The sequence below is a fragment of the Bacillus cereus group sp. BfR-BA-01524 genome, from assembly GCF_022662595.1.
In the GTDB taxonomy this organism is placed as follows: Bacteria; Bacillota; Bacilli; order Bacillales; family Bacillaceae_G; genus Bacillus_A; species Bacillus_A thuringiensis_S.
The window spans coordinates 1-14,578 of record NZ_JAKUDW010000019.1 but is presented as its reverse complement, the minus strand read 5'-3'; the positions used below and the strand labels follow the sequence as shown (position 1 = coordinate 14,578).

The window sequence follows — 14,578 nt, the reverse complement described above, 5'->3', positions numbered from 1 at the left end:
AGATGGAAACAAAAAGGGTATTCAAATTTTTTACGGCATGGAATTTAGAAAAAGAAGAAGCTTTTTTACGAAAGATGCATCAACAAGGTTGGGCATTACAAAAATACAATTTAATGTATACCTTTAAGAAAACTGAGCCAAAAGATGTAATATATAAAGCTGATTTTAGATTGGTTTATAGAGATTCGAAAGAACAACAACAAGAGTACTTCGAAATATACGAAATGTCAGGTTGGGAACGCGTAACAAGTTTCACAAGATGGAATTATTTTTGCAAGGAAGTAGAGGAGGTAAATGAATTACCTGATATATACTCAGAAAAGGAGACGAGGGTACAAAAACTAAATGAGTTATTGCTATTCCTTGTTATTATATCAGCAAGTATATTACCATCAACGTATAACCTATTTTTAAGCCCAATGGAATCAAGAGTGCCAATTTGGGCGAAAGTTATGACAGGTCTTACAGGTTGTATGTGGATATACTTCTTTATAAGGCTCTCTTGGAAAATTAAGAAATTAAAAAGTGAAATATTATAATAAAAAGTAGAGTTAAAAAGAAGTTGATGTTTTAGGGGGGAATACCGGAATCAACTTCTTTTGTTTCTATATAATTGTATTTTTGTTCACTTTTTTTTATATAATAAAAATCTATATAAAGGCACAAAATTAACAGTTACGAAGACCACACACACATAACCCCGAAATGATAAATGAAGAAAAAATGATTCATATCGAAGATCAAAAAAATAAAAGATGACTAAAGAGGTGTGGGGTGTAACTTATAATAAGGAAGAAAAACATTTTTGATTAACATATTAAATCGAAAAACCCCCTACAAAAAATCGGTGGGGGGTAATAAAAATGTTTAAGAAAAAGACTGATTTTGTGCAGGTTTAATAAATTGTTCTGGGTTTTCAACGAGTCCGCATACAGCGCATTGGACGCGGTAAGTAGGTCCTTGATAGGCCATATGAAAAGCATTCATCGTTTCATTTGTGTATTCCTCTTCTACTTGACCAGTTTGTGGGTTTAATTTGACTGGTTTTACTTGTTGCTCAAGAATATTAAAGCGAGTACGGTTCGTTTTACAGCTTGGACATAGCATTGGTTCCATATGTATACACCTCCATTTGTAGCATTTCTTAAACTCATTAATTTTATGCAAGCAAAAAAACTTTCTCAATATAAATGGGTATTTAAAGTATTCAAAATTCAGAAAAAATAAAATATAATAAAAGTACGAACTGGTTATGTCCAAACCAAATCTCCTGTTTTATGCCAATAAGCTGGGGGGCCGAGAAATCGGCCTCATTTTTTTGTGCTCGTTACTATAGGGAACAAGGTTTTTATGAGACTTTTGTCGAAATTTTAGGGATGGATATAAAGGGGGATGTAAAATGAATTTAAAAATGAAGTACATTATTTTATATGTAGAAAAATTTGAAGAATGTTTAACGTTTTATAAAGATATTTTACAGTTACCTATAAAAGCAGAGCATGGTACATATATTGAATTTAATACTGGTTCTACAATTTTAGCGATGAACACGAGGCAAGATGTGAAAGAATTAACAGGACTACCACTTACAGAAGGTGAGTTACAATCTTCTCATTTTGAATTGGGATTCGTTGTTGATCATGTACAAGAATCGATTGAGAAATTTAGAGAGCAGGGAATTAAGGTTTTAGTCGAACCAATTGTGAAACCATGGGGACAAACAATTGCATACATTGCCGATCCAGATGGAAATTATATTGAAATTTGCAGTTCATTAGAATAGAAGGAGAAAAAGAGATGGGGTTTCCGAAACTAGAAACAGAACGTTTACAATTAAGAGAACTAACACTGTTAGATGCAGAAACGATGTTCCGTTATTTTTCAAAAGAATCTGTTATACGTTATTTCGGGATGGATTCTTTCGAAAATATTGAGCAAGCGAAAACAACTATTCAAACGTTTAAAAATCGTTATGAGGAGGGAAGTGTATTTCGCTGGGGAATAGAGAAAAAAGGGACGGGCCAATTAATCGGAACGTGCGGATTTCATTTAATAAACAATCATCATAAGCGAGCTGAAATTGGTTATGAATTAGACGATACATATTGGGGACAAGGGTATGCAACGGAAGCGTTACAGGCGATTTTAACTTACGGGTTTGAAACGTTGCAACTGATAAGAATTGCAGCTGTTGTATATGTAGAAAATAAAGCTTCTCAAAAATTATTAAGTAAAGCAGGGTTTCAAGAAGAAGGATTACTTCGAAAACATATGATTCAAAATGAAGTTGCTCATGATACGATTTTATACTCTTTATTAAAAGAAGAGTGGAAGAAGTAATGCGTACAAATGAGCTTATAAATATAATGAAGAAACATAAAGAAAATAGGTTCATTCTAGGTATAGATGGTTTAAGTCGATCAGGAAAAACAACATTTGTAACAAACTTAAAGGAAAATATGAAACAAGAAAGCATTCCGTTTCATATTTTCCATATCGATGACCATATAGTAGAGCGTAATAAACGATATCATACTGGATATGAAGAGTGGTATGAGTATTATTATTTACAATGGGATATTGAGTCGCTTCGGCAGAAGTTTTTTCAAAAATTACAAACTGAAACAAAACTGAATTTACCGTTCTATAATAATGTGATAGATTCATGCGAAATGAAAAAAGTACAGATTCCCATAGTAGGCGTAATTGTAATTGAAGGTGTTTTTCTACAGCGAAAAGAATGGAGAGATTTCTTTCATTATATGGTGTACTTGGATTGTCCAAGAGAGACAAGATTTCTACGTGAGAGTGAAGAAACGCAGAAAAACCTTTCAAAGTTTGAGAATAGGTATTGGAAAGCCGAGGATTACTATTTAGAAAGTGAAACACCACAGAAAAGAGCGAACTTACTTATACAATGATTAGAAAATAGAAAGGTGAATACAATGAATATTTTATGGGATTTTGATGGGACGTTATTTGATACGTATCCTGCATATACAATGATGCTATCTGAAGTATTAGGTGATACAGTAGATAAACAAGAAATATACAAAAACTTGAAAATATCATACTCACATGCAATTCAGTATTATAATATTTCATGCGAACAGGAAGAAAAGATTAAAATTTTGAAGGGGAAATTCACTCCAAAAGATATGAAACCTTTTGCAGGTGTCGAAGAGGTTTTGAAATTTGCAGATAAAAATGTGATTATGACCCATAAACATAGGGCAGGGGTTATGGAAATTTTAAAATATTACGGCTGGGACAAATACTTCGTAGACATGGTTACAATTGACGATGGTTTCCCACGAAAACCGAACGCTTTATCTTATAATCATCTGCATAAAAAGTACAATATTGATCTAGCTATTGGAGACAGGGAGTTAGATTTAATACCTGCAAAAGAATTAGGTATTTCAACATGTATGTTTCAAGGAAATTGTGATGTAGCGGATTATTCTTTAGCGCATTACTCGGAATTTTTTAAGGTAGTGAATGATAGGAAATTCCTTTATAAATAGTTTGAAGAAAACCTCAACTTTTTGCTTGAATAGTTGAGGTTTCTCTATGTGATAGCAAATTAATTATTTCAATTCTTGAGAAGGAGATTAGTATAACAATTTGAATTACATAGTTATAGATAAATCTATAAATAAAAAGATTTCAATAAAGCGAGTGATAACATGAGTATTTTCATTTTAGAAGATGATGTCATACAAGCGCAGCAAATGAAGCAACTAGTTGAGGAGATTTGTGAGGAGTATATGTTGCCTTTTGATTTTATAGAGGTGACTAGTAAAAGTGAAACCATCATTAATAACATTCCTAAGGCGAAGTATATCCCAATCTATTTTTTAGATATAGAGATAAAAAGAGAAGAGCGTAAAGGTTTACAAGTGGCGCAAGAAATACGAAAGTATGATACGCAAGGGATTATTGTGTTTGTAACGACACATTCTGAATTTGCACCTATTTCATATCAATATATGGTATCAGCTTTAACCTTTATTGATAAAGGGTTACCATACGAAGAGCGATATATGTTTTTGGAACAATGTTTACTTCAATATGAAGCACGTAATAAGCAGTTCATTCCATCCGATGATTTTATCGTTGAAAATAGTAATGCGACTGTGCGAGTTCCATTTCAAGAAGTTGAATATGTTATGACCGATGAACCGCATCGTCTAGCATTAGTGACGTTAGATCGAATCGTTTATTTTTACGGGACTTTAAAGGAAATTGAATTAATAGATGAACGTTTATTTCGTTGTCATCAATCATATATCGTGAATACGAAGCAAATGTCTTCTTACGATGTGAAGCAAAAAATGATAGTTTTAAAAAGCGGGAAGCGTATTCCAGTATCACGTCGTTTAGTGAGTAAAGTACGTAATATGTTAAAGGGTGAGATGTAATGTATATTTATGATTTATTTGCAATATTGCTTACTAGTATGAGCCATACATTTTTATACATTCAATTAATCCGGTACAACAGATTGTCAGTTAGAATGTTAATAGCTTTAAGTACGGTATTCATTATTCTACTTGCTATTGTCGTAACAGTAACAAGATACCCAGAGTTGAATAGTACCATTGTGTTATTTCTAATAAGTTTAGGGTTAATGCAAAATGAATTGAAATTTAAGCATAATTTATATTCTGCACTAGTTAGTATGGTGATAATAACGTTAGTGAAAATGTTGCTTTTCGATTTAGGAATGAAAATCTTTATGTTAACGCCATTCAATTTATATTTATGGACAGGTAGCATGATTCATCTTATTGTATCAATCCTTACTTTTATCGGTATTTTAGTAGCTCGTAAAAGAATACGAAAAATTGCTCAATATATAGTAGGTAGTCCGCTATACTATGTAACTTATATATTATTAATTATCGGATTCGTTATTGAACTAATTTTAACTAGGCCATCTACTGAGTTTTTAGCGCAATTAAATCAACAATACAGTGAAGTAAGTTATATTTCAGCGATTATTGTATTTTTATTATTAATAATCATTGTACTAATAAGCTCACACCTATCGAAAGAAAAATTACGAGAAGAGCATGAAAAACGTTTAGATAAGGAGTTATTAGATTATGTGGAGAAATTAGAGGATATGCATGATGAGCTTGCTAGTTTCCGTCATGATTATATGAATGTATTACTATCGTTAGAAGAGGGAATACGTACAAAAAATGTGAAGGAAATTGAGCAAGTGTATTATGATGTTATAGCTCCTACATTAAAAACAATAAATGATCATGAACTTGATATTGCAAAATTATCTCGCATACATATTCCTGAAGTGAGAAGTGTATTAAGAGCGAAAGTTGGCACTGCCCAGCAACAAAACCTAAAAGTAATGCTTGATATACCGGAGAAAATTGAAAGTATTTCGATGACGATCATTTCATTTATTCGCATCATCTCGGTTTTAATAGACAATGCAATTGAAGAAGCAGTACATAGCGAGGAAAAGATATTGCAAATCGCATTCTTTGAAATGGATTCAGGGCAGTATTTTATTGTACGTAATAGTTCAAAGAGTGAAGTGATTAATTTGCAAAAAATTTATGAGAAAAACCATTCCAGTAAAGAAGGGGCGAGAGGATACGGGTTATTCTCGTTAAAAAGAATCATGAACAAAACAAATAACGCGACATTAGAAACAACTTATGTAAGTCCTTATTTCACGCAAACATTCATATTAAAAGAGATAAAATGACCATCTATGATGAAAATGAAACCGAATAAGAAATAACTACATACTTCCTTCACTTATTTTTATACACTTCAAGTAAGAGGTGAAGCGAGATGAATGGTCTTATTTTTACAACAATGATTAGCTTTGGTTTACCGCTTGTAGCACTTTTATATGCTTTTTGGAAGAAACGCTATTTTCCATATATGTTAGGTGTATTGGCTTTTGTTGTATCACAAATATTAATTCGCATACCAATACTGAATTATTTAAATGGAACTAGCACAGATTTTCAAATGTTTTCTGTTACGCAGCCTGTACTATTTGTACTTTTGCTTAGTTTATCAGCAGGTATTTTTGAAGAGAAAGCTCGTTTTATCGCAATGCGCTATTTTATGAAACAACGAGATTGGCAATCTGGTTTTTTATTTGGAGCAGGGCATGGTGGTATTGAGGCAGTATTGATAGTTGGTATCCCGGTAATATCCTTATTATTGTCACAAACAGTCATCCAAAATGGTGATAGTTATTATTTCGGCGGTATTGAGCGTATCTTTGCGATGGTATTGCATATTGGGCTTTCTTTCATTGTATTGCAAGCTGTAGTCCAAAAGAAATTTCGTTATGTTGTTTTCGCTATACTCATTCATGGAGCTGTAAATACATTAGCAGGTATTATACCACTATATGTACCAGGAACAAATGGGATCATTGCTGTAGAAGTTTCAATCGCAATTTCTGCTGTACTTGTTTTTAGCCATAGTTTCATATTAAAAAGAAGGGGTGTATTAAAATGAGAAGAATGTTACTTATTATTATAAGTGCTATCGCGGCGTTCGCGCTCGCAGCTTGTACCGGTAATAAAGTAGATGAAAGTACGTCAAAAAAATTTATTCCGAAGGCGGAAGAAATTGTATCATTATTAAATGAGGCAAAGTATAAAGAAGTGCATGAAAAATTTGATAGTAAAATGAAAGCTGAATTACCAGAAGAAAAAATGAAAGATCTTACACCTGTAATTGAGAAAGCTGGTACGTTCGAAAAAATTGAAAAACAATCGATTGAAGAAAAAAATGGTTTATATACAGTTATTCTTGTAGCGAAATATAGTAAAGAACAACGGACATTTATTATAACTTATAATGAAAAAGAAGAAATAGCAGGGTTATTTATTAAATAAAAAAACAGATACAGTGGAAGTTTCCACTGTATCTGTTTTTTTATTGTAACCAAATTATGGTTATTTGTGCTACTATGAATTCATAGCTATTTAGAAGGGGTAGGATTAGTATGAAAACAGAAATAGTTCCTAAAAAGAAGTACAGTATAATAAGCTATATATCTTTACTCATCGGTATTTTGTGTTTTCTATTCGTTTTTATAACGCCAACAAGGATAGCGAATGCAGGTAATATAGTTGGAGATTATATTACAATTGCCCTGACAGGTGTAGGTATCATGCTTTCAATAATCACAATGACGAAAAAACAGAAAAGAAGGGGGTTGCTATTCTTTCATTAATACTGTCCTCATCATTTTTTATATTTTGGATTATAGCAATTATCCTATTGTTTACTGGTCAAATTAGTTTTGCACCGTAATGTGAAATAAAAAGAGTCCTTTTCGTATGATAACGGGTTCAGTTACCGGAGAGAAAATATAAAATAACACACAAATTAGGGATGTAAATCACATATGATTTAGCAACCCTTTTTTTATTGTTAGTACAGTGTTTAAGCAATTTTATATAGTTAAATAGTGTTCTAAATAACAAGATAAATGGAAAATTTATGTTAAAATAATTATAGAGATTGTGAAAAAATGTTCTTAAACTAGCGGTCAGATTACTTTAAGAAGGTTTTTTCAAAGGAAATGGTAAATATCATATTTTGAAGGGGTGATTGTAGTGGAGTAAGTGATTTTTTTAATCTTGGTTAAATACTTTGAAGATAGGGGTTTATAACTATGAATACAAAACTAATAATAGTAGAAGGGTTACCTGGATTTGGAAAATCAACCACTGCAAAGCTAATAAATGAAATTCTAAGCCAAAATAAAATTGAAGTTGAACTATTTTTAGAGGGAAATTTGAACCACCCAGCCGACTATGATGGTGTATCTTGTTTTAATAAATTTGAGTTCGATAGATTATTATCTAACAGTGGAGGTTTTAAAGAAGTGCTCCTTAAGAAAGTTCTAAAAAAAGGAAGCAATTATTTATTACCATACAGAAAGATAAAAAATGAGTTTGGTGACCAGTTTTCGGACGAATTATTTAACATTATTTTAAAAAATGATATATATGAATTACCATTCGATAAAAATGTTGAATTAATTGCTGATAAATGGAATGACTTTACTGAAATTGCTCTAGAAGACAATAAGGTTTATATTTTTGAATGTTGTTTCATACAAAATCCATTAACTATTGGGATGATTAAATATGGTGAACAAAAAGAAAAAATGATAAATTATGTAATGAAAGTTGCAAAAATCATAGAGAATTTAAATCCAATGTTATTGTATGTAGAACAAGATAATCTTGAATTTTCATTTAGGAAGGCGTTAAAAGAAAGAACTCCAGAATGGTCCACAGGAATTATCGACTATTACACTAACCAAGGCTATGGAAAAGAACATAACCATTCAGGTGTAGAAGGAGCGATAAAAGTTCTTGAAGCTAGAAGGAATTTAGAATTAGAAATATTCGATATGTTAAAAATGAAAAAAGAAAAAATCAATAATACAAAATATGAAATTGACTCATATAGGTCAATGTTAAAAGATAAGTTAGCCATACAAATGGTGAAATAGCTTTTTACACTAACTGGTGCTTTAGTTGAAGAGGGAAATAAAAAACGCTCAGAATATTTTCTGAGCGTTTTAGTTTGTTATTTCTAATGTTTATTAGCATTTTTCTCTTCCTAAACTGAACCCATTACTCATATGAAGGACTCTTTTTATTCGGTATCTTCAGGGTGATATTCTAAAATATCCCCCGGTTGGCATTCTAATGCCTTGCAAATGGCTTCTAAAGTTGAAAAACGGACTGCTTTTGCTTTTCCATTTTTCAAGATAGAAAGGTTAGCCATTGTAATTCCAACCTTCTCCGAAAGTTCTGTTACACTCATTTTTCTTTTTGCTAACATTACATCAATATTAATAATAATTGCCATATTATTCACCTCAGACCGTTAAATCATTTTCTGATTTTATATCTATAGCATCTTTTAATAGTCTTTGGAGAACGGCAGCAAAGACCGCGATTACCATTGAAGCAAAAATCATAATCATTCCGATAATAATAATGCCAGGGGCGTCATCTCTCTCTGCCACGAGATAGAAAAGTGGCATACCTAATACATATAATACACTAATTGCCAATGCGCTGTACTTAATATTTTTTAAAGCTTTTACAGATAACTCTGAGAATGCGTTGTTTTTATCAATATAGTTTAAAAGCTTAAATGTTTGGTACAGTGCGAAGTAATAAGGTATTGCTGTTGCGTATAAATTGATAAATACAAGATATTTAATATATGCAATATCCGGATATAATTCTGCGGCGAAATTTCCTATTTTAGGGACTAAAAAAATGCACATAGCAAGAACAGGGATACCGATCAGAATCACAACGGTCTTTAAAAAGAGTGTTGATCCTTGTTTCATAAAAAGCACCTCATTTATTTATTATCTTATTAATTTAACATGAAATTTATTGTTTAACAATAAATTTTTATTCCTTTTAATCGAGGATTTATTGTTAAACAAGTAATTAATGAAAAGGATGCTAAATCTTTTTTATAAGATAGATGACACATACCGGTATTTAATTAAGGAAAGAAAGAGAAAGTAACTATTGTTAGCTTTATGAGAATTGGGAACTAATAAAACATATGTAGGTTGTGGAATGAAAAAGGAAATAAGGTGTATTTAAATGAATGCAAAGTTTATGGAGGAACAATCATGGTGAATTATGGTGTGAAGATGAAAAAATTACTATTAGTGGGAGCTATAATAGTAAGCGTATTAAGTACGGAAAGTATGATGAATTATCATGCGGCCAAAGCTAAGGTGAAAAAAGTAGAACACCAGCCTAAAAATATAATTATGATGGTTATGGACGGAACGAGTTCAACGGCGACAACATTGGCTCGCTGGTATAAAGGGGCACCGCTTACGTTAGATCAAATTGTAACAGGAGGTGTTCGTACGTTTTCGGCGGAATCAGCTATTACAGACTCAGCGCCAGCAGCAACAGCATTAGCAACTGGAAATAAATCGAATTCAGGATATGTAGGCGTACTACCTTCTATTGTAAATTCACCTAACTTAAAGCCAATAAAAGAAGAGGACAAGTTACGGCCGGTCGCAAACGTATTGGAAGGTGCAAAACGTACTGGTCGTGCAACTGGAATTGTTGCTACATCTGAAATTCAGCATGCTACTCCGGCGGGATTCTCGGCTCACCATGTCAATCGCAAGCAATTTGACGTAATTGCGAAGCAGCAAGTATATCAAAATATAGATGTCGTATTAGGCGGGGGAAAAGCGGCGCTGCTACCTATGAAAAGTAATGGAATCCGAAAAGATGGTGAAAATTTAGTAAAGGTGATTCAAGACAAAGGATACGATTTTGTTGAAACGAAAGATGCGTTATTGAACTCCAAATCTAATAAAATTTGGGGCTCTTTCTCAAATCATGCTCTTGCGTTTGATATAGATCGTATAGCAACAAATCCAGAACAACCAACACTTTCTCAAATGACAGAAAAAGCAATTCAAACATTATCAAAAGACAAAGATGGTTTCTTTTTATTTGTAGAAGGTAGTAAGCCTGATTGGGCAGCCCATGCTAATGATCCAATTGGGATGATTAGTGATGTATTGGCATTTGATGAAGCGGTAGCAAAGGCGTTACAATTTGCGAAGAAAGATGGGGATACGATGCTTATAGCTTTAACTGATCATGGTAACAGTGGTATCTCTATAGGGAATAGGAATACGACAAAAGGATACAATACTACACCAGTTTCTGCATACATCGATCCATTGAAAAAGGCGGAAATGACACTTGAAGGAACTATAAATAAACTGAAATCTGATTTATCAAATGTAGAAGATGTAGCTAAACTATACGGTTTGGACAATTTAACTCATGATGAAAAAGAAAAATTAAAAGCGGCAAAAAAGAAAATGGATGTAGGACGAATCCTTACTATATTATTGGCTAATCGTGCAAATATCGGCTTTACGACAGGAGGACATACAGGTGAGGATGTATTCTTACATTCTTATGGACCTCAAAAACCAGAAGGCTTAATCCAAAATACAGACATTGCGAAGACGATGGCGAAAGCGATGGGCTTTAACTTAGAAGAAGTAACGAATAAAATATTTTTAGAGAGTGAACAAGCCTTTAAGAAAATCGGTGCAACTGTAACAGCCGACAAAAACGAAGGAGCAAACCCGTTACTCGTGGTAAAACATAATAAAGTAGAAGCACAACTATTTGGTAACAAAAATATAATTCGTATCAATGGTAAAGGGTATGAATTAGGAAGTATTATTGTAGAGAGTAATGGAAAGTGCTATGTACCAGAAGAAGCAATTCAACTATTTGTAAAGCATTCTCGTTAAAAAATTGCCAACCAGTTAAGCTAACTGGTGGCAATTTTTTGCGTTTATTCTAAATATAAGGGTTCGGATTGTTTTGGGAATTTTTCCAGATGAGACTTGTATAAACGTTAAAGGGGAATTATATTTTTTTCTTACATTAAAAAATTTCGTTTTGTAGAATAGAGAATTTATACATATAGTAAAGTCTAATGTATTATCAAATTAATATTTACGAAAAATATATTAATACTTTAGAATTTCTTTAATTTTCATTATTTTTTATTTAATATTATTCGTTATATTTATAATGTGTTTATTTCAATTTATCGTATTGCAGCGCAGTTTCATATAATTATAAAGCAATCCTCAAAATAAAATCTCCACTAGAGTAAATTTATTATTTTTTTGCGTCTTTTTTATCCCGCTATTTGCCGGGCAGTAAGACCCCCACCTCAAAAATCAGCGAAAGCAAAGAAGTTAGGTGGTGGGCGGGCTGCCTGTAAAAGCCCGATTGGTGAGGGCTGATTAAAGTTTCACTTTATTTACGAAAATTATTATGCAGCTAAGAAAACTGTAGTTCATTGAATTAGAGGTATATAAGAATTTAGTTGAAGAAAGAGAGAGGGAATAAAATGAATATAGTGCACTTACGTCCTAAACAGCGGTCTAAGTATCGCATTATGCTAGGGACGTGGTATTACTCTACAAAGAGATACATTCAGTGGTTAGTAGACGGAAAAACATATGCAAAAAGGCTCCAACAAGAAAAACTACCTTGTACAGCAATTCAGCACCGAACGATATTACTTCGTAAGCTCAAAGATGTAGATATGTGGTATCAACAGAATAAGGTTGTTAATTTGAAAATTGCTGTTAAAAAACTAAATGGTATCGTCATTAGACCAGGAGAAACATTTTCTTACTGGCGTTTAATAGGTAAGCCTACGAGGAAAAAAGGGTATGTAGAAGGTATGGTATTACACTACGGATCTTTTCAAACAGGTATTGGAGGAGGTCTTTGTCAGCTTTCGAATTTAATATATTGGATGACTTTACATACACCACTGACAGTAACAGAACGATATCGTCATAGCTTTGATGTCTTTCCTGATTCTAGGCGAACTCAACCGTTTGGGAGTGGAGCGACTTGTTCCTATAACTATTTGGATTTACAAATTAAAAATGAAACGGACCAACCGTATCAACTTCACCTTTATATGACAGATGAATATTTAGTTGGTGAATGGAGAACAGTCTATCCGCAACTTTATCAATATGAAGTGTATGAGAAAGAACACTCAATTCAACCTGCATACTGGGGCGGTTATATACGACATAATGTGATTCAACGTAAAGTATATAATCAACAGAAACAGTTAATAGAAGATCAATATGTAACGGAGAATCACGCTATAATGATGTATGAACCACTATTAGCTTGTAATAATGAGAATAGTGAGTAATATGGTAATCCATAGATTAAATAGTATAGAAAATATTTAATTCTTATTTTTATTAAAAAAATATAAATCTCAGATTTACTGGATTTTAATTGTAACTAAGAACATATAAAAGTTCACTGTTATTTATAGGAGAGCCTGTTTGTTTTTCTATCTTTTGTATTTCTCTCTGCATAAAAAATATTTCTCAACATTTTATTTGTTGAAAAAGATTGAATATTCGTATTATAACGAATATTATGTTGTTATCGGCAAAAAACGATAATTTGCAGACACTGGGGAGGAAATGCATTGAAAAAGAAAAAGAAATTAAAACCATTAGCCGTATTAACAACAGCAGCAGTACTAAGTAGTACGTTTGCTTTTGGAGGTCACGCAGCGTATGCTGAGACACCAACATCATCTCTACCAATAGATGAGCACTTAATACCGGAGGAGCGTTTGGCAGAAGCACTAAAACAACGGGGGGTAATTGATCAATCTGCATCAAAAGCTGAGACGTCAAAGGCTGTCGAAAAATATGTTGAGAAAAAGAAAGGGGAAAACCCTGGGAAAGAAATCTTAACAGGAGATAGTCTTACACAAGAAGCTTCTGATTTTATGAAAAAAGTAAAAGATGCAAAAATGAAGGAAAATGAGCAGGCACAGCAGCCTGAAGTAGGCCCAGTAGCTGGACAAGGTGCAGCATTAAATCCAGGGAAATTAAATGGAAAAGTACCTACTACATCAGCGAAGCAAGAAGAATACAATGGAGCTGTTCGAAAAGATAAAGTACTTGTTTTACTTGTAGAATTTAGCGATTTTAAGCATAACAATATTGATCAAGAGCCAGGATACATGTATTCTACGGACTTTAATCGTGAACATTATCAAAAAATGTTATTTGGTGATGAACCATTCACTTTATTTGATGGATCGAAGATAAACACATTTAAGCAATATTATGAAGAGCAATCTGGTGGTAGCTATACAGTTGATGGGACTGTAACAGAATGGCTTACTGTTCCAGGAAAAGCATCAGATTATGGTGCTGATGCGGGTACTGGGCATGATAACAAGGGGCCTTTAGGACCAAAAGATTTTGTGAAAGAAGCATTAAAAGCAGCGGTAGCAAAAGGAATCAATTTAGCAGACTATGACCAATTTGATCAATATGATCAAGATGGTGATGGAAATAAAAATGAGCCAGATGGCATTATTGATCATTTAATGGTTGTACATGCTGGCGTTGGTCAAGAAGCTGGCGGCGGTAAATTGAAAGATGATGCGATTTGGTCACATCGTTCAAAACTAGGTTCAAAACCATATGCAATTGATGGCACGAAATCTTCTGTTTCGAACTGGGGTGGAAAGATGGCTGCATATGATTATACAATCGAGCCTGAAGACGGAGCAGTTGGTGTGTTTGCGCATGAGTATGGTCATGATTTAGGTTTACCAGATGAATATGATACAAAGTACTCAGGACAAGGTGAACCTGTTGAGTCATGGTCTATTATGAGTGGTGGTAGCTGGGCTGGAAAAATTGCAGGAACAGAGCCAACGAGTTTCTCACCACAAAATAAAGAGTTTTTCCAAAAGAATATGAAGGGGAACTGGGCGAATATCCTTGAAGTAGATTATGACAAACTTAGCAAAGGCATCGGTGTTGCAACATATGTAGATCAAAGTACTACAAAATCTAAACGACCTGGAATCGTTCGTGTTAACTTGCCGGACAAAGATATAAAAAATATCGAATCGGCGTTTGGTAAGAAGTTCTATTATAGTACAAAAGGAAATG

At 33.0% G+C, this 14,578-nt stretch carries 16 protein-coding genes and 1 pseudogene; 14 read left to right on the top strand and 3 right to left on the bottom strand.

Annotation, left to right across the window (positions count from 1 at the left end):
• Window positions 1-2: 2 nt before the first annotated feature.
• Window positions 3-539: a DUF2812 domain-containing protein gene (locus tag MR170_RS09000; protein ID WP_029442660.1), complete on the top strand. Its 537-nt coding sequence runs from the start codon at window positions 3-5 to the stop codon at window positions 537-539.
• A gap of 328 nt (window positions 540-867) precedes the next feature.
• Here MR170_RS09000 and MR170_RS08995 read toward each other — a convergent pair whose 3' ends face one another.
• Window positions 868-1,116, bottom strand: a complete 249-nt coding sequence (locus MR170_RS08995) for a hypothetical protein (protein ID WP_000433610.1) — start codon at window positions 1,114-1,116, stop codon at window positions 868-870.
• A gap of 283 nt (window positions 1,117-1,399) precedes the next feature.
• On the opposite strand from MR170_RS08995, the gene MR170_RS08990 reads away from it, so the two are divergent.
• From MR170_RS08990 to MR170_RS08945, 10 genes and pseudogenes are all read left to right on the top strand, one after another.
• Window positions 1,400-1,783, top strand: coding sequence for a VOC family protein (locus MR170_RS08990; RefSeq protein ID WP_048565485.1), 384 nt, complete (start codon window positions 1,400-1,402; stop codon window positions 1,781-1,783).
• 14 nt (window positions 1,784-1,797) lie between these two features.
• The gene (locus MR170_RS08985) at window positions 1,798-2,340 is read left to right on the top strand and encodes a GNAT family N-acetyltransferase (protein ID WP_029442658.1); all 543 of its coding nucleotides are present in this window, start codon (window positions 1,798-1,800) and stop codon (window positions 2,338-2,340) included.
• A complete protein-coding gene (locus tag MR170_RS08980; protein WP_029442657.1) occupies window positions 2,340-2,921 on the top strand; it encodes a kinase in 582 nt (193 codons plus the stop codon). The genes MR170_RS08985 and MR170_RS08980 overlap by 1 nt, the downstream gene beginning before the upstream one ends.
• A gap of 24 nt (window positions 2,922-2,945) precedes the next feature.
• Window positions 2,946-3,527 (top strand): HAD-IA family hydrolase, encoded by a 582-nt coding sequence (locus tag MR170_RS08975; RefSeq protein WP_048565486.1) that lies wholly within the window; start codon window positions 2,946-2,948, stop codon window positions 3,525-3,527.
• A gap of 162 nt (window positions 3,528-3,689) precedes the next feature.
• Window positions 3,690-4,424, top strand: a complete 735-nt coding sequence (locus tag MR170_RS08970) for a LytR/AlgR family response regulator transcription factor (RefSeq protein ID WP_242307978.1) — start codon at window positions 3,690-3,692, stop codon at window positions 4,422-4,424.
• Window positions 4,424-5,740 (top strand): GHKL domain-containing protein, encoded by a 1,317-nt coding sequence (locus MR170_RS08965; RefSeq protein ID WP_242307976.1) that lies wholly within the window; start codon window positions 4,424-4,426, stop codon window positions 5,738-5,740. Before MR170_RS08970 ends, MR170_RS08965 begins: the two co-directional genes overlap by 1 nt.
• Before the next feature lie 89 nt (window positions 5,741-5,829).
• Window positions 5,830-6,513, top strand: a complete 684-nt coding sequence (locus MR170_RS08960) for a YhfC family glutamic-type intramembrane protease (RefSeq protein ID WP_242307973.1) — start codon at window positions 5,830-5,832, stop codon at window positions 6,511-6,513.
• Entirely contained in the window at window positions 6,510-6,896 is a 387-nt protein-coding gene (locus tag MR170_RS08955) for a DUF3887 domain-containing protein (RefSeq protein WP_029442652.1), read from the top strand. Before MR170_RS08960 ends, MR170_RS08955 begins: the two co-directional genes overlap by 4 nt.
• A 110-nt stretch (window positions 6,897-7,006) precedes the next feature.
• Window positions 7,007-7,317: pseudogene (locus MR170_RS08950) on the top strand (hypothetical protein).
• 364 nt (window positions 7,318-7,681) lie between these two features.
• The gene (locus MR170_RS08945; protein WP_242307971.1) at window positions 7,682-8,530 is read left to right on the top strand and encodes a P-loop NTPase family protein; all 849 of its coding nucleotides are present in this window, start codon (window positions 7,682-7,684) and stop codon (window positions 8,528-8,530) included.
• Window positions 8,531-8,676: 146 nt separating this feature from the next.
• On the opposite strand, the gene MR170_RS08940 is transcribed toward MR170_RS08945, so the two are convergent.
• Together MR170_RS08940 and MR170_RS08935 are read right to left on the bottom strand one after the other, a co-directional pair.
• On the bottom strand, window positions 8,677-8,892 hold the full coding sequence (locus MR170_RS08940; RefSeq protein WP_242307969.1) for a helix-turn-helix domain-containing protein: 216 nt from the start codon (window positions 8,890-8,892) through the stop codon (window positions 8,677-8,679).
• Between the two features lie 10 nt (window positions 8,893-8,902).
• Window positions 8,903-9,385, bottom strand: a complete 483-nt coding sequence (locus MR170_RS08935; protein ID WP_001977318.1) for a DUF2975 domain-containing protein — start codon at window positions 9,383-9,385, stop codon at window positions 8,903-8,905.
• A 297-nt stretch (window positions 9,386-9,682) separates the two neighbouring features.
• On the opposite strand from MR170_RS08935, the gene MR170_RS08930 reads away from it, so the two are divergent.
• The 3 genes from MR170_RS08930 to MR170_RS08920 form a co-directional block, all read left to right on the top strand.
• Complete coding sequence (locus tag MR170_RS08930; protein WP_242307966.1) at window positions 9,683-11,356, top strand: alkaline phosphatase; 1,674 nt, start codon at window positions 9,683-9,685, stop codon at window positions 11,354-11,356.
• Window positions 11,357-11,967: 611 nt separating this feature from the next.
• Window positions 11,968-12,798: a VanW family protein gene (locus MR170_RS08925; RefSeq protein ID WP_016081140.1), complete on the top strand. Its 831-nt coding sequence runs from the start codon at window positions 11,968-11,970 to the stop codon at window positions 12,796-12,798.
• A 288-nt stretch (window positions 12,799-13,086) separates the two neighbouring features.
• Window positions 13,087-14,578: immune inhibitor A domain-containing protein (locus MR170_RS08920; protein ID WP_242307963.1), on the top strand; the 1,492-nt coding region annotated here is incomplete at its 3' end.

Coding starts and splice junctions, on each gene's coding strand:
- MR170_RS09000 (WP_029442660.1), top strand. CDS start 3: ATGGAAACAAAAAGGGTATTCAAATTTTTTACGGCATGGAATTTAGAA.
- MR170_RS08995 (WP_000433610.1), bottom strand. CDS start 1,116: ATGGAACCAATGCTATGTCCAAGCTGTAAAACGAACCGTACTCGCTTT.
- MR170_RS08990 (WP_048565485.1), top strand. CDS start 1,400: ATGAATTTAAAAATGAAGTACATTATTTTATATGTAGAAAAATTTGAA.
- MR170_RS08985 (WP_029442658.1), top strand. CDS start 1,798: ATGGGGTTTCCGAAACTAGAAACAGAACGTTTACAATTAAGAGAACTA.
- MR170_RS08980 (WP_029442657.1), top strand. CDS start 2,340: ATGCGTACAAATGAGCTTATAAATATAATGAAGAAACATAAAGAAAAT.
- MR170_RS08975 (WP_048565486.1), top strand. CDS start 2,946: ATGAATATTTTATGGGATTTTGATGGGACGTTATTTGATACGTATCCT.
- MR170_RS08970 (WP_242307978.1), top strand. CDS start 3,690: ATGAGTATTTTCATTTTAGAAGATGATGTCATACAAGCGCAGCAAATG.
- MR170_RS08965 (WP_242307976.1), top strand. CDS start 4,424: ATGTATATTTATGATTTATTTGCAATATTGCTTACTAGTATGAGCCAT.
- MR170_RS08960 (WP_242307973.1), top strand. CDS start 5,830: ATGAATGGTCTTATTTTTACAACAATGATTAGCTTTGGTTTACCGCTT.
- MR170_RS08955 (WP_029442652.1), top strand. CDS start 6,510: ATGAGAAGAATGTTACTTATTATTATAAGTGCTATCGCGGCGTTCGCG.
- MR170_RS08945 (WP_242307971.1), top strand. CDS start 7,682: ATGAATACAAAACTAATAATAGTAGAAGGGTTACCTGGATTTGGAAAA.
- MR170_RS08940 (WP_242307969.1), bottom strand. CDS start 8,892: ATGGCAATTATTATTAATATTGATGTAATGTTAGCAAAAAGAAAAATG.
- MR170_RS08935 (WP_001977318.1), bottom strand. CDS start 9,385: ATGAAACAAGGATCAACACTCTTTTTAAAGACCGTTGTGATTCTGATC.
- MR170_RS08930 (WP_242307966.1), top strand. CDS start 9,683: ATGGTGAATTATGGTGTGAAGATGAAAAAATTACTATTAGTGGGAGCT.
- MR170_RS08925 (WP_016081140.1), top strand. CDS start 11,968: ATGAATATAGTGCACTTACGTCCTAAACAGCGGTCTAAGTATCGCATT.